Genomic DNA, 17,776 nt, shown 5'->3' on the forward strand with positions numbered 1-17,776 from the left:
CGGGTACAGGCTTACCGTCGGGTCATGACCCACGACGCATGGGTGCCCGCCGCGTGCACCCTGCCGATCGCCGAGAGGCCGCTGCGGCTGGACGAGTTCGGCGGGCTGTTCGGCGAAGCGGTGACCTCGATGAGCAGGCCCCAAGCTGACCGGCTCAGGCTGGATCTCGTCTTCAGCCCGGAGACCGCCGCCCGGACCGCCGGCCTGATCACCCGGGAGAGCCGCTGCTGCTCCTTCTTCGCCTTCACCCTGACCGTCGCCGGGGGGAGTCTCGCGCTGGAGGTGGCGGTGCCGCCGGAGCGGATCCCTGTCCTGGACGCGCTGGAGGAGTCCGGGCGGGCCCGGACGTGAGGCCGTACCTGCGGAGCGGGGAGGTCGCCGAGCGGGCCGGGGTCAATCCGCAGACCCTGCGCTACTACGAGCGCCGGGGCCTGATCGCCGAACCCCGGCGCAGTCCCGGCGGGCACCGCGCGTACCCGCCGGAGACGGTCGCCCTGCTGAACGTGATCAAGGCGGCCCAGCGGCTCGGCTTCACCCTGGATGAGGTCGCCGACCTGATCGACACCGGGCGGCGCGGCCGTTCCACGCCCGATCTGCGGGCCCGCGCCGTGGCCAAGATCGCGGAGGTGGACGCGCGCATCGCCGACCTGACCACGGTCCGGGGCGCGCTCGACCAGGTGATCAGGGCGGGCTGCGACAGCCTGACCGACTGCACCTGCCCGGACTGCCCGCTGCCGCAGGCCGATCTCACCTGAGCTGCTCCGTGCCGTCGGCCGGGAGGCGCTCCGGCAGGCCCAGCGCGGGGAACCGGTCGGCGTGGAAGGTGAGGATCTCGGTGATCAGCCCGCCGGAGACGCGCAGGGCGTCGACCGTCAGCGGCAGGTACGCGCCCTCCCGCTCGCGCCAGTGGTAGAAGGCGACGGCGGGTTGCCGGTTCACGGCGGCGGGGACGGCGCGCAGGCCCGTCATCTCCGGGAAGCCGTCCTTTATCCAGTCGTTCACCACCGCTTCGCGGCCGACGCACAGGCCCGGGGTGGGCGGCATCGAGCAGCGGACGTCGTCGCGGAGCATCCCGGCGAGCGCGTCGACGTCGGTGGCCACGCTGGCGTCGGTGAAGCGGCGGACCAGGTCGCGGGTCGCGGCGTCTTCTTCACCGCCCGTCCAGTCCTGCCGTTCGGCGGGCAGGTGCTCGCGCATGCCGGCGCGGGCCCTTTGCAGGGCGCTGTTCACGGAGTTGACGGAGTCGCCGAGGAGCTCGGCGACGTCCTTGGCGGGCCAGCCGAGCACGTCGCGCAGGACCAGCACGGCCCTCGGGCGCGGTGCGAGGTGCTGGACCGCGATCAGGTAGGCCAGCTCGATCGTCTCCCGCGCGACGGCGACGGTCTCCGGCTCGTCGGCGTCCCCGGCGGGCAGCTCGTCGAGCAGCCGGTCGGGGTAGGGCTGGAGCCACGGCACCTCGCCGCCGGTCGCGGGCTGCGGGCGGAGCTTGGCGAGCAGGTCGAGGCAGGCGTTGGTGGCGATCCGGTAGAGCCAGGCCCGGAACGTCGACCTCCCCTCGAAGGTCTCCCGCCGCCGCCAGGCCCGCAGGAACGTCTCCTGCACGGTGTCCTCGGCGTCCTCGAACGATCCGAGCATCCGGTAGCAGTGGACGTGCAGCTCCCGGCGGTGCCGCTCGGCCAGCCCGGTGAACTCCAGCTCCTCCGACCGCGTGTCCGCACTCATCACGTCATCCTTTCTCGTCGGGTCCCTTCGTACATGTGACGGGTGCGGACGCGGGAACTCATCACTCGGGTCAGTTCACCTGGAAGACGGTGAGGACGGCGGCGTGGTCGGAGGTGGCGGTGTCCACCGTCTCGGAGGACACGACGGTGAGAGGGCCCCGGTAGTGGACGAAGTCGATGCGGTCCTGGGGTTCCGGCTCACCGGCGTGGGAGTCGTAGCCGTAGCCGCCGGTGAAGGTCGCGTAGACCGTGGACCAGGTGGTGCCCGGGTGGGTCGACGGGTTCGGGTGGGCCTGGCGGTAGGAGTCGGTGAGGCCCGCGCCGGCCGGGACCGTCGAGGTGGGCCACGGGACGGCGCCGTAGCCACAGCGGGAGTCGGCCGACGTCCAGTCGAGGTGGGAAGGGGCGTTGAAGTCGCCCGTCAGCAGGACCGGGGTGGTGGCCGAGGCGGCGAGATCGGCGGACATGGCCGTGACGATGCTGTTGATCTGTCCGGTACGACCTGAGCTCGACTCCCGCTTGAGCAGCTGCTGAACGGTCATCCGGCCGAAGCAGGCGTCGTACGGGCCGTAAGGGGTGTAGCCGAGGTGGGCGCTCCAGAGCCGGAGGGAGCGCGCGCCCAGATTGATCTTCGCGGCGACCGCGCTGCCCGCGACGGTCGGCGTGGTGCCGGTGATCGGATAGCGGCTGAGGACGGCGGTGTCGGAGTTCTGGAAGTACGACCAGCCGAGGGCCGTGGCGAGCGTCTGGGCGGCCGAGCCCTGGTTCTCCTGGATCCCGACCACGTCGACGTCGCGTTCGAGCAGGAACTTCAGCTGCTTCTCCAGCCCGCCGGCCACCTGGGTGCCGCCGTGCCAGAGGTTCCAGCTCACCGCCTTGACCTGCGGCACCAGCGGTCCCGACTGGACCCGGACGGTCACGGTCGCGGTGGCCGTACCGGACGAGGTGGTGGCCCTGATCCCCACGACGGCGTCGCCGGCGGCGGCCGGCGTCCCGCTGACGGCCCCCGAGGAGGAGACCGAGACCCAGGCCGGACCGGAGGTCTTGGCGAACGTGGCCCCCGGGACGAGCCCGCCGACCGTTGCCGCGTAGGCCGCGCCGACCTTGGCGTTGCGCAGGGTGAACGCGGAGGCGGGGAAGCGCGGTGCGGCGTCGCTGGTGATCCGCACCGGGACGGGCTGGGCCAGCCAGGTGTAGCCGTCGTTGTACAGGTAGTAGACGATGTAGTCGCCCGCGCTCAGCCCCGCCGTCGACAGGGCGGCCGAGCCGCTGGAGCCTGACGTGTAGACCCAGGTCAGCGAAGGACCGACATAGGCCTGGTTGACGGGCCCGTTGCCCGGGTTCCGGTAGAGGCCCACCCAGTTCTTGGCGTTGGGCCTGGTCGTGGTGTAACCGAACCGGATGTCGGACCCGGCCGTGACGGACGCCGACGTCACCGTCAGCGTCCCGTCGGCGGCGGCTCGGGCGGGGTGGACGGTCAGGGCGACGGCCAGGACGGCCAGCACCAGGGCGAGGAGGCGTCGCATGCGTGCTCCCAGGGGCGAGGATGGCGGGACGCCCGTGATCGTCCGCATCCGGCGTGCCCGCCACGTGACATCCGGGCCGCGCCGAGCCGAACCACGGCCCAACAGTGGGCGGCCTGCGGGCCAGGTGTCACCTCCTGACCAGGCTGTCCGCCGCCGCGAGGACGGCGTCCCTGGGCTCGCGCGGCCGCCAGCCCAGCACCCGCCGCGCCTTCTCGCCGGAGACCTTCCTCTCATGGTCGGCGGCGGCCCCGGCGTCCTCGAAGGGGACCTCCAGGAGGGCGGCGATCTCCGACACTCGGAGCGCCGGCCCGCCGGAGAGCAGGAACCGCTGTCCCGCCGCCTCCGGCGTGGTCATCGCCATGACGTGGGCCTCGGCGACGTCGCGCACGTCCACGATCGGTATCCACAGGTCGGGGAGACCGGCCGTCTTCCGGTCGAGGATCAGCTGGACGATGTGGTTGGCCCCGGAGACCTCCGCGCCCAACCGCGGTCCCATCACGGCGACCGGCAGCACGGTCACGAGTTCGGTCGAGCCGCCCTCGGCACCGATGAAGTCCCACGCCGCCCGCTCGGCCAGCGTCTTGCTCTTTCCGTAGGCGTCGATGCCCGGACCGTCCAGGACCGACCAGTCGTCCTCGGTGAAGACGTGGCCGGTCGGCGGGTGGCCCCAGCCGACGGCGTGGAAGGCCGAGGTGAGCACGACCCGCCTGACCCCGGCGTCGCGGGCGGCCCGCAGCACCCGGAGCGTGCCCTCGCGGGCGGGAACGATCAGGTCGTTCTCGTCGGTGACGGCTCCCGGGCGCACGGGAGAGGCCACGTGGAGCACGAAGTCGCAGCCGCTGACGGCCTCGGCCCATCCCTCGTCGCTCATGAGGTCGGCCTCGGCGAAGCTCAGGTCGTCGCTGTCGGTGAGCACCGTGCGGACGGCACTCTCTTTGGCCGGTGATCGCACGGTCGTACGGACCAGATAGCCCTGGTCGAGAAGGCGCAGAATGCAGTGCCCGGCGATGAAACCGGACCCGCCGGTGACGAGAACGCGTTGCTTGGTCATGGCCGTCACGTTCGTCCCGGCGCGGGGACGCAGCCAGGTCCCCCGCGACACTGGTAGTGACAGGGACAGTCAGGCGCCCGGCGGCCGACATTAGCGTGGAGACATGACCGACGAGCCGAACCTGCTGGGCGAGTACCTCCGCGCCCGGCGCGAACTCGTGACCCCTGAGCAGGTCGGCATCCCCGTCCTGGGCACGCGGCGGGTGCCGGGTCTGCGGCGCGAGGAGGTCGCGATGCTGGCGGGCATCAGCGCCGAGTACTACCTGCGGCTGGAGCAGGGGCGCGACCGGCGGCCGTCGGCGCAGGTGCTGACGTCCATCGCCCGGGTCCTCCAGCTCGACGACGACAGCTACCTGCTGAGTCTCGCCGAGGACCGGCCGAAGCGGGCCCGGCGGCGGGCTAGGAGGGAGACCGTCCCGCCGAGCACCGCGCGGCTGGTGGCGGCGCTGCCGTTCCCCGCGTTCGTCGAGGGCCGCTGTCTCGACGTGCTCGCCGCCAACGCGCTCGCGGCGGCCCTGTCACCCCGGCTGACGGTGGGGGGCAACCGGCTGCGGGACGTCTTCCTCGACCCCGCCGAGCAGGCGCTGTTCCCCGACTGGGAGCGCGCGGCGGCCTCTCTCGTGGCGGGGTTCCGGCAGTCGGTCGGCAGTGACATCGACGATCCCCGGTTCATCGAGCTCGTCGGCGAGCTCTCCCTGGCCAGCCCGCACTTCCGGCAGTTGTGGGCACGTCACGACGTCGCGGAGCGCCTCGGCGCGACCCTCAGCTTCAACCATCCCCAGGTCGGCGAGCTCCGCCTCGACCGCGAGAAGCTCGCCGTCAGCGGGACCGACGGGATCATGCTCGTCGTCTACCACCCCGAACCCGGCACCGGCAGCGCCGAGAAACTCGCCCTGCTCGCCTCCGCCACGATCTCGGTTGACGTTCCTCTTGCCTGACCGCTATTCATTACCTAGCCGTTAGGGGTGATGAATGCAGGACGCGATTCTGGCGATGCTCGCCAAGGAGCCGTCACACGGCTATGACCTGGGCCTTCGGCTTCGGCGGGCCCTCGGTCCGATGGGCGGGTCGATGAACGCCGGTCAGGTCTACGTCACCCTCGCGCGGCTGGAGAAGGCCGGTCTGGTCGTCGGCGAACGGGCCGAAGGGCTCCCGGCCAAGCCCGACCGCAAGGTCTACGCGCTGACCCAGGCCGGGCAGGAGCGGGTGGCCGCCTGGCTCACCGAGGTCGACTGGCCCAAGCCCGACCTGGTGGAGTTCCACCTCAAGCTCGCCGCGGCGAGCGCGTCCAGGCTCGCCGACCCGGTGGAGCTGGTGGGGGCGCAGCGGCGCGAGCTGATGCGGCGGCTGCACGAGACGCAGCGGGCGGTGCTGGCCGAGCCCGAGGGGTCGACGGGCGGGCTGCTGCTCGAAGGGGCCGCGCTGCGGCTGGAGGCCGATCTGCGCTGGCTGGAGGCCTGCGAGCGGGTCTGGATCAAGGAATCGAAATGAACGTGCTGCAGGTGCGCGGGCTGGCCAAGCGGCACGGCCGCGAGCAGACCCTGGTCCGGGCGGTCGACGGGGTCGATCTCGACGTCCCGGCCGGGCAGACGCTGGCCGTGATGGGCCCCAGCGGGTGTGGGAAGTCGACGTTGCTGCATCTGCTCGGTGGCCTGGAGCGGCCCAGCGACGGGCAGGTGTGGCTGGACGGCCAGCGCCTCGACAACGCCGGCGAACGGGCCCTGGCCCGGCTGCGGCGGCGGGCGGTGGGGTTCGTCTTCCAGTCGTTCCACCTGGTGGAGGAGCTGTCGGCGGCGGAGAACGTGGAGCTGCCGATCCTGCTGGCCGGAGGTTCGCCGCGGACGGCCAGGCGGCGGGCCCAGCTGCTCCTAGAGCAGGTCGGGCTGGCCCACCGGGCCCGCCAGCTGCCCTGGAAGCTGTCGGGCGGGGAGCGGCAGCGGGTGGCGGTCGCCCGGGCGCTGGCCAACGAGCCGCTGGTGGTGCTGGCCGACGAGCCGACCGGCAACCTCGACACGGCGGCGACCAACGAGGTCCTGCGGCTGTTCGGCCAGTTGCGGGCCCAGGGGCAGACCCTCGTGATGGTCACCCACGACGGGAGGGTCGCGGCCACCGCCGACCGGCTGATCTCGATGCGCGACGGGATGTTCGTCGAGGACACCTGGCTCGCGTCGTGACGGGCCGGATCCTGCTCGTTCTCCGTCTCGTGGCAGGGGACGTGCGGCGGCATCCCGGGCCGGCGGCGATGCTCGTGCTGTCAGTGGCCGTCGCGACGGCCGTGCTCAGCCTGGGGATGTCGCTGCCGGGGGCGACCGAGCGGCTCTACCTGCAGACCCGGGCCGCGACGGCGGGGCCCGACGTGGTGGCGCTGGCGCCCGGCGACGACGAGGCCGCGACCTCGGTGCTGACGTCGCTGGCGAACGCCCCCGGGGTGGTGGGGCTCAGCCGGACGTACCGGCAGTTCTTCGCGACCCTCACCCGGCGCGGGGGCGGCGAGGCGCGGGCGATCGTGCTGGGGGCCGATCGGAGACCCGGGCCGATCGACCGGCCGCTGGTGACCTCGGGCCGGTGGGTGCGTCCGGGCGGGGTCGTGGTCGAGAAGGGGTTCGCCGGGGCGCTCGGCGTGCACGTCGGCGACGGCGTCACCATCGCGGGTCGGTCCTACCCCGTGGTGGGGATCGCGGTGACCGCCGCCCGCACCGTCTATCCGTGGGCGGCGATGGGCGGGCCGGGCGGCGGGCCCGGTGACGGCTCCGGCCTGGTCTGGATGGACGAACCCGACACCCGGCCGCTGGCCGCCACCGACCTGCCCCGGACCTCGCTCGTCTACCTGCGGATGCGCGACCCGGGAGACACCGCGAAGTACATGGCGACCTACCACGACACCCCCAACTCGGCCGGTGGGCGCGTCGGCGACTCGGCGGCCCGGGTGAACTCGTTCACCTGGCAGTTCATGATCGGCCAGAACGGCGTCTACCTCCGCGACAGCCAGCCGATCATGATCATCGGCGGCTGGCTGCTCAGTTTCCTGGCCGTCGCGGGCATGACCACGCTGGCCGCCGGCCGGGCCGCCGGGCAGACCCGCCGGGTCGGGCTGCTCAAGGTCGTCGGGGCCACCCCTGGCCTCATCGGCGCGGTGCTGCTGACCGAATACCTGGCCCTGGCCCTGTTCGCCGACGCCCTGGGGCTGGCCGTCGCCCACGTGGCCGCGCCCGCGATCATCAACCCCAGCGGCAGCCTCCTCATGACCGCCGCCGGACCGGACGGCCCGGTCGTCGCGATGACGACCGTCATCGCCGTGGGGGTGGCGCTGCTGACCGCCCTCGGCCCCGCCGTGCGGGCCCTGCGCACCGACGCCGTGACCACGCTCTCACCCGCCGTCCGGCGGCCGGAGTACCTGGTCCTGCTGACCCGGGTGGCGGCGCTGCTGCCGATCCCGCTGCTGCTCGGGCTCCGCCTCATCGCCCGCCGCCCCGGCCGGGCGATCCTGCACGCCTGCGGCACCGCCGCCACGTCCATCGGCATCACGGTCCTGCTCCTCGTGTACGCGCAGCCCGAGCAGGGCTGGGACCTGGGCGGGGTCACCATGGCCGACCTGATGAACGACCAGACCCGCCACATGCTGCTGGCCGTCACCGTCGCCATGCTGACCCTGGCGCTGGTGAACACGGTCACGATGGCCTGGACCACGGCCAAGGAGTCGCAGGCCACCATGGCCATCGCCCGGACACTGGGGGCCACCCCCGGTCAGATCGCCGCGGGCCTGTCCACCGCGCAACTCCTGCCGACCCTGCCGGGCGCGCTGGCCGGGATCCCGTTCGGCATGTTCCTCCAGTGGTTCTTCGGCCCCGACGAGCCCTTCGCCCTCTCGGCCGGCTGGCTGCTGCTGATCCCGCTGCCCCTCCTGCTGGCCACGGCCCTCGTGACCGCTCTGCCCGCCCGCCTGTCGTCCCGCAGATCGGTGGCCGAGACCCTCAACACCGAGACGGCGTGAGCGCCGCTCAGGTGGGGAACAGGTCCCGGTTCGCGGTCACGTACTGCTCTACGGTCTGGGGTGGTTTGCCGGTGATGCGTTCGATGGTGTCGTCGGTGCCCTCGAAGACGCCGTCGCGGTAGTCGAGGGCGACCGCCGACAGGTGCTGAATCAGGTGTTCCGGGCGGCCCTGGGCTCTGAGGATCTCGGCGTAGGTGTCGGTGTCGACGGGGTCGTAGCGGACCGGGAGGCCCAAGGTCTCCGACATGGCGGCGGCGATCTCGTGGTGGTCCATCTCGACCGGGCCGTGGAGCTTGTAGGTCTGGCCGACGTGCCCGGTCGGGTTCGCCAGGATGGCGGCGATCAGGCGGGCCTGGTCGGTGGCGGCGATGGGGGCGTGGCGGCCGTCGCCGAAGGGGAGGCGGAGGAGGCCGGCGCCGTCGGCGTACTGCCAGTTGGTGGGGAGCCACTCGGCGAAGAAGGTGGGGCGCAGGTGGACGGCGCCGACCGGGGACCAGTCGAAGACGCGTTCGGCGAGCCAGTGCTGGCGGGCGGCGTCGCTGTGGGCGGTGCGGCGGGCGGAGATCTGCGACATGTTGACCACGACGTCGAGGCCCGTCTCGTCGCCGGCCTGGGCGAAGATCGTGGTCGCCTCGATGAGGCCGGGGCGGATCGGGTAGACGAAGTAGGCCCGGCGGACGTCAGCCAGGGCGTCGCCGACCGCGTCGATGTCGAGCAGGTCGCCGGTGGCGATCTCCGCGCCCAAGGCGGCGAGCCTCGTCGATCTCTCGTCCTCCCGGTGGACGAGGGCGCGGACCGGCAGGCGCTGCTCCAGGAGGTCGAGGACCACTTCGGCGCCCGTCTTCCCCGTCGCGCCGGTGACCAGAATCGGGTTGCGCATCACGTCTCCCCACGTCAACACCACTCTAGGACCGGTGTTCCGCCTGGCCGGATGCGGGGTGACCGATGGCCATTCCTTGATCACCAGGCGTGTTTACTGTCGTCATGGTCTTGGCTGAGGTGTTGTTCGGGGATCGGTACGCGGACGTGCACGCCCCCTGGCGGGCTCTGTTCGCCGGGTTCGATCCGGGTGAGCTCGCCGGGCTGGGCTACGAGGATCGGATCGCGGCCACCTATGAGTGGCTGCGGATCGTCGACCAGCACGTACCGGACGTGGAGAAGCTCGTCTGCGACCCGGAGGGCCTGGCGGCGCTGCACGAGTGGGCGGCGCCGATCGACGGAGGGCTGGCCACGGTCGCCGGGATCCACTACAACCTGTTCCTCGGCAGCCTCCTCGACCACGGCCGGGAGGTCGGCCAGCTGGGCCGGGCCGGGACCTTCCTGTGCACGGAGATCGGCCACGGCAACAACGCCGCCCGCATGGGCACCACGGCGACCCGCGACGGCGACGGCTTCCTGCTGCACACGCCCGACGTCGCGGCGACCAAGTTCATGCCGAACACCAGCGCCATCGGCGGCCCGAAGACGGCCGTGGTGGCGGCCCGGCTGATCGACGGCGCGACCGACCAGGGGGTGTTCCTGTTCGTCGTCCCGCTGGACGCCCCCGGGGTGACGGTCGAGCTGCTCCAGCCGAAGACGGGGCCGGCGGTCGACCACTGCCTCACCACGTTCGACCAGGTCAGGCTCGGCCGAGAGGCCCTCCTGGAGGGGCCGCACGGCGCGATCGGCGCCGACGGGGTGTTCGCCAGCCCGATCGGGAACCGGCGGCGGCGGATGCTCCACTCGATCGGCCGGGTCACCACCGGGAAGCTGTGCATGAGCGGCTGCGCGGTCGGGGCGCTGCGGCAGGTGCTCGCGCTGGCGGTCCGATATGCGCACATCCGCCAGGTCGCCGCGCTGACCGGCGGGAACGGCGCGAGCGTGCCGGCCTGGGCCTACCGCAGCCACCACGCGCCGCTGCTCGACGGGCTGGCCACCGCCTACGCCGCCACGCTGCTCCACCGCGCCGCCGTGGCGGACCCGGCCGACGGGACCAGGGCCGCCCTCACCAAGGCCTGGACGACCTGGCAGGGACGCCAGGCGATCATCGAGGCCCGGGAGCGCTGCGGCGCGCACGGCCTGTTCGACGCCAACGGCATCGCCCCCGCCATGACCGCCTTCGAAGGGCTGATCACGGCCGAGGGGGACAACCTCGCCATCATGGTGAAGGCCGCCGGGGAGCTGCTGCTGAACGGCGAGGACCCCGGCCCCGACCCCGATCACCTCCAGAACGGCCTCGTCCGGATCGAGAGGATCTGGCGGGACCGGGCGCGGACCGCGCTCCGGGCCAAGGGCCGCAGCGGGCCGCTCGACCGGTGGAACCACACCGTCACGGCCGCCCTCCGCCACACCGAGGCCATGGCCGGGCGGATGGCGGCGGGGGAACTGCTGGCCGCCGCCCGCCGGACCGACTCGGGTCTGCTGCACGCCCTCCACCGGCTGCTGGCGCTGCGGCTCCTGGAACCCGCCACGGGCGACCTGCTCGCGGCGGGCCGTCTGACGGCGGCCGAGGTCGAGGCGCTTCCCGCCCTGCGGGACGAGACCTACGCCGAGCTCGCGCCGCACGCGCTCACCCTGGTCGACGCGTTCATGATCCACGACGACGTGCTGGCCCGGCACCCGATCGCCGCCCCCGACGCCGCCGCCCACGCCCACCGCACCCTGGCCCTGTGCCGATGAACACTGTGCCGATGAACACTGTGCCGGTGAACGTGAGCGACGAGGAGCTGATGGCCGACCACTGGTGGTGGCGGCCCGGGTGGCGCGTCGGACGGCGCGGCTACGCCTGGCACCTGACCTTCCGGGACGCGCCCGAGGTCCACCGCATCGCCGAGGCCTACCGGCTGGGGCTCAAGGGCATCGCCGCGCTCGACCCGGTGCCCGACGCCTCGCTCCACCTGACCATGCAGCACGTCGGCTTCACCGACGAGATCCCCGAGGAGGACATGCGGGCCATGGTCAGCGCCGCCACCCGGCGGCTGGCGCTGCTGCCCGCGTTCGACGTCGTGATCGACCGGCCGGTGGTGACCCGGGAGGCGGTGCGCTGGGACGTCCTCCCGGCCGAGCCCGTGGCGGCCGTGCGGCTGGCGATCCGGCAGGCCATCGCCGAGGTGTGGCCCGCCGCGCCGGGGCGGGACGACGGGTTCGTGCCGCACATGTCGATCGCCTACAGCAACGCGGCGGTGCCCTACTCGACGGTCGCCGACGCGCTGGCGGCGGTGGTCGAGCCGCCGGCCGTCGTGCGGGTTGAGAACGCCGACCTGATCGTCCAGCACCGCGATCGGCGCATGTACGAATGGGAGCAGAACATCCCCGTCTGGCTGGCAACCGGCTGAGTCTTCTGGGGATATATGTCCTGATCAGGGCCGTCTGTTGGCTTCGTCCCGGGTACTACCCGTTTGGATCATCAAGCGGAGTGCGGGGGATGGATTCATGTCCGACGAGAGCAATCCGGTGGCCAGGGCCGTCGACAAGGTGATCGACGCGGTCACCGACCACTCGAAGAAGAGTGAGATCCCCGGGCGGCCCGGCGTCGAGCCGCCCGCGCTCGAGGAGGCCACCGAGCCGCGCGGTCCCCTGCCGCCCAAGCCCGACCAGCGCGGGCCCGACCCGTTCACGCCGACCGGGCAGCCGTCGGGGGAGAAGACCGAGACCCGCGCCCAGGGCGGATCGTTCCTGACCACGGCCACCGGGACCCGGCTGCCGGACACCGACCACTCGCTCAAGGCGGGCCCGCGCGGGCCGGTGCTGCTGCGCGACCACCACCTGCGCGAGAAGATCACCCACTTCGACCACGAGCGGATCCCCGAGCGGGTCGTGCACGCCCGGGGCGCCGCCGCCCACGGCGTCTTCCGCGCCTACGGCACCGCCGGCCAGGTCACCAAGGCGGCGTTCCTGGCCAAGGACGTCGAGACGCCCGTTTTCGTGCGGTTCTCCACGGTCCTCGGGTCGCGGGGGTCCGCGGACACCGTGCGGGACACGCGGGGGTTCGCGACCAAGTTCTACACCTCCGAGGGGATCTTCGACCTGGTCGGGAACAACATCCCGGTCTTCTTCATCCAGGACGGCATCAAGTTCCCCGACGTCATCCACGCCGGCAAGCCGCATCCCGACCGGGAGATCCCGCAGGCGCAGAGCGCCCACGACACGTTCTGGGACTTCGTGTCGCTGCACACCGAGGCGACTTTCCACACCCTGTGGAACATGTCCGACCGGGGGATCCCGAGGTCGTACCGGATGATGGAGGGGTTCGGCGTCCACACGTTCCGGCTGGAGGCGGCCGACGGGGCGACCACGCTGGTCAAGTTCCACTGGAAGCCGAAGGCGGGCGTCCACTCCCTGGTGTGGGAGGAGGCGCAGATCCTCGGCGGGGTCGACCCCGACTTCCACCGGCGTGACCTGGCCGACGCGATCGAGTCGGGGGCCTACCCCGAGTGGGAACTGGGCATCCAGACGTTCGCCGACGGCGACCAGACCTTCGAGGGCATCGACCTGCTCGACCCGACGAAGATCGTGCCCGAGGAGCTCGCGCCGGTCCAGCCCATCGGCCTGATGACGCTCAACGCCAATCCGATCAACTACTTCGCCGAGACCGAGCAGGTCGCCTTCCACGTCGGGCACCTGGTGCCGGGCATCGACGTGACCGACGACCCGCTGATGGCGGCCCGGCTGTTCTCCTACCTCGACACCCAGATCACCCGGCTGGCCGGGCCCAACTTCGACCAGATCCCGATCAACCGGACCCACGCGCCGGTCAACGACATGCAGCGGGACGGCTTCCACCAGACGGCCGTCCACGCCGGGGTCGCGCCCTACCGGCCCAACTCGCTCGACGGCGGCTGCCCGTTCCAGGCGGCCGACGGATACGTGGAGGTGCCGTTCCCGGTCGAGGCCGGGCCGCGCGGGCGGCTCGCCCCCGCGTCGTACGCCGACCACTTCAGCCAGCCCCGGCTGTTCTGGCTCAGCCTGACGCCGGTCGAGAAGGAGCACGTGATCGCCGCGTACACCTTCGAGCTGAGCAAGGTGTACGAACAGACCATCCGCGAGCGCCAGCTCCGCGTGCTGGCCAGGATCGACCCGGTGCTCTGCCGCGAGGTGGCCGCCGGGCTCGGCCTGCCCGCGCCCGACGAGACGCCCGGGGTGACGCCCGCGCCCAGCCCGGCGCTCTCGCAGGTGGGCCAGACCTGGCCGGTCAAGGGCCGGATCGTCGGCATCGTGGCCGGTCCGGACGCCGCCGAGCTCCAGGCGGTCCGCCGGGTCGTCCTCGACGGCGGCATGGTGCCGCTGGTCATCGCGCCCACGGGCGCCCCGGTCGACGGGGTGAGCGTGCAGCGCACGTTCGCGGCGGCCCGCTCGGTCGAGTTCGACGCCATCCTGGTGGCCGGCGCGCCCGCACCGGGGGCCGACGCCCTCGGGGCCCGCGACGCCAAGGCGGGGCTGCCCGGCACGGTCGATCCCCGGGTCGCCCGGCTGCTCGACGAGGCGTTCCGGCACGCCAAGCCGATCGGCGGCTGGGGCGACGCGGCGGAGGCGTTCACCGCCGCCGCGATCCCGCTCGGCTCACCGGGCGTGGTGATCGGGACCGAGGCCCTCGCCGTGCTCGGCGAAGTCACCACGCTGCTGGCCAAGCATCGGGTGTGGGATCGGTTCCCCAGCGCGCTTACGGGGTAGCAGGGCTACCGGTTGCCTCCAGGAGAAGGATCAGGCCCATGAGTATGTCGGCGGCGGAACAGCGCATCCTGACGGAGATCGAGCAGACCCTCCGCACCCAGGATCTTCGCTTCGCCCGGCGGATCGACGCGATGAACGCCGCCCATGCGCGGGCGGCGACCGGTCGCCCGGTGCGGAACGGCACGGCGAAGAAGGCGGCGTTACTGGTGGTGGCCGCCATCGCGGCGGGGATGCTGGTGGCCGTCGTGGTCCTGGCCATCTTCACTACTTAGTCGAGACCGGTGCGGCCCTCGGCCCAGTAGGCCTTGCCGAGGATCTTCGCCGGGCGGGGCGTCCGGTCGCGGGCGGCGCGCCGGATCGGCCCGACGGTCGCGGCGTCGCCGGTGACGACCAGGTCGTAGGCGCCTGAACCAGGGACGTCGAGCAGGTCGTGCCGCTTCTTCGGCACGACCGTCGCGGTGACGCCCAGCCCCGCCAGCACCTCGGTGTACTCGGCCGGGTCGGCGGCCTCCAAGACGTAGGTGACGCCGTCGGCCCTGGTCTCGCGGAGCGCGGCGGCCAGGCCGACGCTCGACTCGTCGCCGACGAAGACCACCGAGGACGCCAGGCCCGTCAGGTCGAGGGAGCGGCGCGGGCCCATCAGCTCACAGGGGTCGCCGGGCTTCACCTGGTCGAACCAGCGCGAGGCCGGGCCGGTGCCGTGGACGTAGCCGACCAGCGAGGTCGTGCCCTCGGCCGCGTCCCACGCGAACGGGGTGTAGGTGCGCATGCCCAGAGTGCCGGTCTCCGGCCGGAGCTGGACCTTGCAGCCGGGCGTCCACGACGCGGAGCGGAACTTGTCGGATCGCAGGTCGACGCGGACGAAGTGGTCGGACAGCGCCGTCTTCCGCGTGACGACCGCCTGGGTGAGGAACGCGCTCGCGAGGTCGGCGATGCGGTCGGAGATCCACGGCATGGCTCACCTTAGCGCCCGGCCCCGGTTCCACCACAGGGAGAGCCCGGCTCCGGCGAACGCCAGCAGAGTGCCGAACAGCACGAACCAGACCGTCGTCTCGCGCCTGGCCTCGTGGAGGCCGATCTCGCTCGGCAGGTCGGTGAGGACGTCGGTGAGCTGGCCCGCGTCCTCGGCGCGGAAGTACTTGCCGCCGGTGGTGTCGGCGACCTGGGTCAGCGTCTCCTCGTCGATCCGCATGATCCGGCGCAGGCCGCTGTCGTCGCCCCACCGGCCGAAGCCTCCGCCGCCGCCGCGCCAGTTGTCGCCGCTGACCTGGTCGGGCGAGCACACCATGGCGGCGGGCTCGGTCGTGCCGAAGCCGATCGTGAAGACCCGCAGGCGGCGGGCCGCGGCCTGCTCGGCGGCGGTGACGGGGTCGACGCCCGTGGTGTTGGAGCCGTCGGTGAGCACCACGATCGTGTCGGGCTCGTACTCGCCCGGGGCGCTCGGCGCGCTCAGGTCGACGCCGGTCTCGGTGACATTGGCGTTGTGCTCGGCGATCGTGTCGATCGAGGTGAGGATCGCCTGGCCGATGGCGGTGCCCCGCGAGGTCTTCAGCGACTCCAGGGCGTCGACGAGCTGGTCTTTCTCGGTGGTCGGCGGGACCAGCAGGCCGGCGATCCCGGCGAAGGCGACCAGGCCGATGCGGGTGCCGTCGTCGCTCTGGTCGACGAACTCGCGGGCCGCCTGGACGGCGGCCGTCAGGCGGTTGGGGTCGACGTCGGTCGAGCACATCGAGCCGGAGGCGTCCATGGCCAGGATGATCGAGGTGTTGTCGCGCGGGACCGCGACCATGGCCTCCGGGCGGGCCACGCCCAGCGCCAGCACCGCCAGCCCGGCCAGGAACAGCGCCACCGGGACCCGCCGCCGCCAGGCGGTCCGGCCCGGGAGGGCGGCCCGGATGAGCCCGACGCTGGAGACGGTGATCGCGGTGCGTCTGCGGCGGCGGTTGAACCACCAGCGGGCCAGCAGGAGTAACGGGACGACCAGGAGCGCGAGCAGGGCCAGCGGCCAGCCGAGCGACATCAGACGATCCTTCCGTGCCAGCGGGTGCCGAGCAGGCCGCCGAGCGTGAGCAGCAGCAGCGCGGCCCCGGCGAACGGAGCGGTCAGCTCCAGCGGCTCCTTCTTCATCGTGAGCCGCAGGTCGATGGCGTCGGTCGTGGCGGCGAGCCCCTGCGCGTCAGTGGCCTCGTGGTACTGCCCGCCGGTGATCTGGGCGACGGAGGTGAGCAGGCCGGCGTCGAGGGCGGTGGCCAGCCGGAAGCCGTCGACCTCGACGGTCGAGCCCCGCTCGGTGCCCACCCCCACGGTCTGGACGCGCACCCCCGACGCCGCCGCGAGCTCCGCCGCCAGCGCGACGTCGGGGCCGCCGGTCTCCTGGCCGTCGGAGAAGACGACGACCGTCGCCTCGGGGAAGTAGCCGAGGCTCTGCGGCTGCTGCCCCTCCTCGGGCAGGGTGACCTGCTTGCCGGAGATCGTGCCGAGCGCCACCAGGATCGCCCGGCCGAGCGAGGTGCCGCCGTTGGCCCCCGCCCGGTCGATGGCGGCCGTCGTCGCGGCGCGGTCGTCGCTCGGGGCCTGGGTGAGCAGCGCCTGGTCGCCGAAGATGATGACGCCGATGTCGACCGAGTCGGGCTGCTTCTCGACGAAGCCCTTGGCGGCGGCCTGCGCGGCGGCCAGCCGCGACGGCTGCACGTCGGTGGCCTTCATGCTGTTGGAGATGTCGAAGGCCAGCAGCACGGTGCCGGAGACGCGCGGCACGCTGACCTCGGCCTGCGGCCGGGCCAGCCCGGTCAGCAGGATCGGCAGCGCGGCGAGGAAGAGGGCGTAGGGCAGGTGCCTGCGCAGCCCCCCACCGGCCAGGCCGCCGAACCCCGCCGCCGCGAGGGCGGCGCTGCGCCGCTTCTGGACGATCGTGTACGCCGCCACCGCGCCACCCGTGAGCAGCACGGCCAGGACCAGCACGAGCGGTTGGTCGAAGGTCACCGAGATCTCCGTCCCCGTACGAGGCCGAGCAGGGTGGCCACGAGGTCGTGGTCGGTCGTGATGTGGTGCGCGTCGACCCCGGCGCGGCGCATGCTCTCGGCCAGTTCCCTCTCCCTGCCCTCGACCTGGGCGGCCAGTCGGCTGCGCAGCAGCGGATCGCTGGAGTCGACGAGCAGCTGCTCGCCGGTCTCGGCGTCCTCGACCACGATGAGGCCGAGGTCGGGGAGTTCGAGTTCGGCCGGGTCGGCGACGCGGACCACGACGACCTCGTGCCGGTGGGTGAGCATGCCGAGCGGCTTCTCCCAGCCGGGGTCGCCGATGAAGTCGGACATGACCACGACCAGGCTGCGCTGTCTGGCACTCGCCGCCGCCAGGCGCAGCATCCCGGCCAGGTCGGTGGTGGTCTTCGAGCGGACCGGCTCGCGCATCAGGTCCTTGGCGATGCGCAGCACCTGGTCTCTTCCGCCGCGCGGGGGGATGAGGCGGTGGTCGGTGGTGTCGTACAGGATGGCGCCGATCTTGTTGCCGCCGCGGGAGACGATCCTGGCGATGCTGACCGCCAGTTCGGTGGCGGTCCGGGTCTTCCCGGCGCGCATGGAGGCCGACCGGTCGACGACGAGCCAGGCGGTCATCTCCCGGTCTTCGGTGTAGAGGCGGACGTGGGGCTCGTCGAGCCGGGCGGTGACGTTCCAGTCGATGTGGCGGACGTCGTCCTCGGGCAGGTAGCCGCGCAGGTCGGTGAAGTCGATGCCGGCGCCGCGCCACACGGTGCGGTATGCGCCCTGCAACCGGCCGTCGAGACGTTTGCCGAGCCGCCACTCCAGGCGGCGCAGCAGCCGGTCGGGCGGGGTGGCCAT

18 protein-coding genes are annotated in these 17,776 nt (G+C 72.7%); 10 read left to right on the top strand and 8 right to left on the bottom strand.

The features are described 5' to 3' along the window. Window positions 1-24 precede the first annotated feature (24 nt). Window positions 25-351 (top strand): hypothetical protein, encoded by a 327-nt coding sequence (locus AW270_RS04885; RefSeq protein WP_061291026.1) that lies wholly within the window; start codon window positions 25-27, stop codon window positions 349-351. After that, window positions 348-755, top strand: a complete 408-nt coding sequence (locus AW270_RS04890; protein WP_061291028.1) for a MerR family transcriptional regulator — start codon at window positions 348-350, stop codon at window positions 753-755. The genes AW270_RS04885 and AW270_RS04890 overlap by 4 nt, the downstream gene beginning before the upstream one ends. Here the strand turns inward: AW270_RS04890 and AW270_RS04895 are convergent. The 3 genes from AW270_RS04895 to AW270_RS04905 form a co-directional block, all read right to left on the bottom strand. Continuing rightward, window positions 748-1,722 carry an RNA polymerase subunit sigma-70 gene (locus AW270_RS04895; protein WP_061291030.1) on the bottom strand — a complete coding sequence of 325 codons (975 nt, stop codon included), beginning with the start codon at window positions 1,720-1,722 and terminating at the stop codon, window positions 748-750. The two genes, AW270_RS04890 and AW270_RS04895, sit on opposite strands and share 8 nt — an antisense overlap. Window positions 1,723-1,792: 70 nt before the next feature. Next, a complete protein-coding gene (locus AW270_RS04900) occupies window positions 1,793-3,247 on the bottom strand; it encodes an endonuclease/exonuclease/phosphatase family protein (protein WP_061291033.1) in 1,455 nt (484 codons plus the stop codon). Between the two features lie 127 nt (window positions 3,248-3,374). Beyond that, window positions 3,375-4,298, bottom strand: coding sequence for an SDR family oxidoreductase (locus AW270_RS04905; protein WP_061291035.1), 924 nt, complete (start codon window positions 4,296-4,298; stop codon window positions 3,375-3,377). A gap of 103 nt (window positions 4,299-4,401) precedes the next feature. Here AW270_RS04905 and AW270_RS04910 point away from each other — a divergent pair, with 103 nt between their 5' ends. Genes AW270_RS04910 through AW270_RS04925 form a run of 4 tightly spaced genes read left to right on the top strand, consistent with a single transcriptional unit; the run spans window position 4,402 to window position 8,288 of the window. Continuing rightward, the gene (locus tag AW270_RS04910) at window positions 4,402-5,235 is read left to right on the top strand and encodes a helix-turn-helix domain-containing protein (protein WP_061291037.1); all 834 of its coding nucleotides are present in this window, start codon (window positions 4,402-4,404) and stop codon (window positions 5,233-5,235) included. A 34-nt stretch (window positions 5,236-5,269) separates the two neighbouring features. Further along, window positions 5,270-5,788: a PadR family transcriptional regulator gene (locus tag AW270_RS04915; RefSeq protein WP_061291039.1), complete on the top strand. Its 519-nt coding sequence runs from the start codon at window positions 5,270-5,272 to the stop codon at window positions 5,786-5,788. Beyond that, the gene (locus AW270_RS04920; RefSeq protein ID WP_082801300.1) at window positions 5,785-6,471 is read left to right on the top strand and encodes an ABC transporter ATP-binding protein; all 687 of its coding nucleotides are present in this window, start codon (window positions 5,785-5,787) and stop codon (window positions 6,469-6,471) included. Before AW270_RS04915 ends, AW270_RS04920 begins: the two co-directional genes overlap by 4 nt. Next, complete coding sequence (locus tag AW270_RS04925) at window positions 6,468-8,288, top strand: ABC transporter permease (RefSeq protein WP_063819094.1); 1,821 nt, start codon at window positions 6,468-6,470, stop codon at window positions 8,286-8,288. Before AW270_RS04920 ends, AW270_RS04925 begins: the two co-directional genes overlap by 4 nt. 7 nt (window positions 8,289-8,295) lie before the next feature. Here the strand turns inward: AW270_RS04925 and AW270_RS04930 are convergent, their stop codons facing one another. Beyond that, window positions 8,296-9,168 carry an NmrA family NAD(P)-binding protein gene (locus AW270_RS04930; protein WP_061291043.1) on the bottom strand — a complete coding sequence of 291 codons (873 nt, stop codon included), beginning with the start codon at window positions 9,166-9,168 and terminating at the stop codon, window positions 8,296-8,298. A gap of 104 nt (window positions 9,169-9,272) precedes the next feature. On the opposite strand from AW270_RS04930, the gene AW270_RS04935 reads away from it, so the two are divergent. The 4 genes from AW270_RS04935 to AW270_RS04950 all read left to right on the top strand — a co-directional run bounded on the left by AW270_RS04935 (window position 9,273) and on the right by AW270_RS04950 (window position 14,209). Continuing rightward, entirely contained in the window at window positions 9,273-10,946 is a 1,674-nt protein-coding gene (locus AW270_RS04935) for an acyl-CoA dehydrogenase family protein (protein WP_061291045.1), read from the top strand. Window positions 10,947-10,957: 11 nt separating this feature from the next. Then, a complete protein-coding gene (locus AW270_RS04940; protein ID WP_218009088.1) occupies window positions 10,958-11,602 on the top strand; it encodes a 2'-5' RNA ligase family protein in 645 nt (214 codons plus the stop codon). A 97-nt stretch (window positions 11,603-11,699) separates the two neighbouring features. Further along, on the top strand, window positions 11,700-13,937 hold the full coding sequence (locus AW270_RS04945) for a catalase (RefSeq protein WP_061291047.1): 2,238 nt from the start codon (window positions 11,700-11,702) through the stop codon (window positions 13,935-13,937). A 38-nt stretch (window positions 13,938-13,975) separates the two neighbouring features. After that, on the top strand, window positions 13,976-14,209 hold the full coding sequence (locus AW270_RS04950; protein ID WP_061291049.1) for a DUF3040 domain-containing protein: 234 nt from the start codon (window positions 13,976-13,978) through the stop codon (window positions 14,207-14,209). Here AW270_RS04950 and AW270_RS04955 read toward each other — a convergent pair. Genes AW270_RS04955 through AW270_RS04970 form a run of 4 tightly spaced genes read right to left on the bottom strand, consistent with a single transcriptional unit; the run spans window position 14,206 to window position 17,776 of the window. Beyond that, the gene (locus tag AW270_RS04955) at window positions 14,206-14,892 is read right to left on the bottom strand and encodes a siderophore-interacting protein (protein WP_061291051.1); all 687 of its coding nucleotides are present in this window, start codon (window positions 14,890-14,892) and stop codon (window positions 14,206-14,208) included. The two genes, AW270_RS04950 and AW270_RS04955, sit on opposite strands and share 4 nt — an antisense overlap. Before the next feature lie 3 nt (window positions 14,893-14,895). Then, the gene (locus tag AW270_RS04960; RefSeq protein ID WP_061291053.1) at window positions 14,896-15,957 is read right to left on the bottom strand and encodes a VWA domain-containing protein; all 1,062 of its coding nucleotides are present in this window, start codon (window positions 15,955-15,957) and stop codon (window positions 14,896-14,898) included. After that, window positions 15,957-16,919 carry a VWA domain-containing protein gene (locus AW270_RS04965; protein WP_061291055.1) on the bottom strand — a complete coding sequence of 321 codons (963 nt, stop codon included), beginning with the start codon at window positions 16,917-16,919 and terminating at the stop codon, window positions 15,957-15,959. Before AW270_RS04965 ends, AW270_RS04960 begins: the two co-directional genes overlap by 1 nt. Then, window positions 16,916-17,776 (bottom strand): DUF58 domain-containing protein, encoded by an 861-nt coding sequence (locus AW270_RS04970; protein WP_061291057.1) that lies wholly within the window; start codon window positions 17,774-17,776, stop codon window positions 16,916-16,918. Before AW270_RS04970 ends, AW270_RS04965 begins: the two co-directional genes overlap by 4 nt.

It is taken from the genome of Herbidospora cretacea, assembly GCF_001570605.1.
Lineage (GTDB): Bacteria > Actinomycetota > Actinomycetes > Streptosporangiales > Streptosporangiaceae > Herbidospora > Herbidospora cretacea.

Excerpts from the sequence above, each read along its gene's own strand:
- AW270_RS04955 (WP_061291051.1), bottom strand. The coding sequence starts at position 14,892 with ATGCCGTGGATCTCCGACCGCATCGCCGACCTCGCGAGCGCGTTCCTC.
- AW270_RS04885 (WP_061291026.1), top strand. The coding sequence starts at position 25 with ATGACCCACGACGCATGGGTGCCCGCCGCGTGCACCCTGCCGATCGCC.
- AW270_RS04895 (WP_061291030.1), bottom strand. The coding sequence starts at position 1,722 with ATGAGTGCGGACACGCGGTCGGAGGAGCTGGAGTTCACCGGGCTGGCC.
- AW270_RS04900 (WP_061291033.1), bottom strand. The coding sequence starts at position 3,247 with ATGCGACGCCTCCTCGCCCTGGTGCTGGCCGTCCTGGCCGTCGCCCTG.
- AW270_RS04930 (WP_061291043.1), bottom strand. The coding sequence starts at position 9,168 with ATGCGCAACCCGATTCTGGTCACCGGCGCGACGGGGAAGACGGGCGCC.
- AW270_RS04940 (WP_218009088.1), top strand. The coding sequence starts at position 10,958 with ATGAACACTGTGCCGGTGAACGTGAGCGACGAGGAGCTGATGGCCGAC.
- AW270_RS04920 (WP_082801300.1), top strand. The coding sequence starts at position 5,785 with ATGAACGTGCTGCAGGTGCGCGGGCTGGCCAAGCGGCACGGCCGCGAG.
- AW270_RS04945 (WP_061291047.1), top strand. The coding sequence starts at position 11,700 with ATGTCCGACGAGAGCAATCCGGTGGCCAGGGCCGTCGACAAGGTGATC.
- AW270_RS04915 (WP_061291039.1), top strand. The coding sequence starts at position 5,270 with ATGCAGGACGCGATTCTGGCGATGCTCGCCAAGGAGCCGTCACACGGC.
- AW270_RS04935 (WP_061291045.1), top strand. The coding sequence starts at position 9,273 with ATGGTCTTGGCTGAGGTGTTGTTCGGGGATCGGTACGCGGACGTGCAC.
- AW270_RS04960 (WP_061291053.1), bottom strand. The coding sequence starts at position 15,957 with ATGTCGCTCGGCTGGCCGCTGGCCCTGCTCGCGCTCCTGGTCGTCCCG.
- AW270_RS04950 (WP_061291049.1), top strand. The coding sequence starts at position 13,976 with ATGAGTATGTCGGCGGCGGAACAGCGCATCCTGACGGAGATCGAGCAG.
- AW270_RS04910 (WP_061291037.1), top strand. The coding sequence starts at position 4,402 with ATGACCGACGAGCCGAACCTGCTGGGCGAGTACCTCCGCGCCCGGCGC.
- AW270_RS04970 (WP_061291057.1), bottom strand. The coding sequence starts at position 17,776 with ATGGCCACCCCGCCCGACCGGCTGCTGCGCCGCCTGGAGTGGCGGCTC.
- AW270_RS04905 (WP_061291035.1), bottom strand. The coding sequence starts at position 4,298 with ATGACCAAGCAACGCGTTCTCGTCACCGGCGGGTCCGGTTTCATCGCC.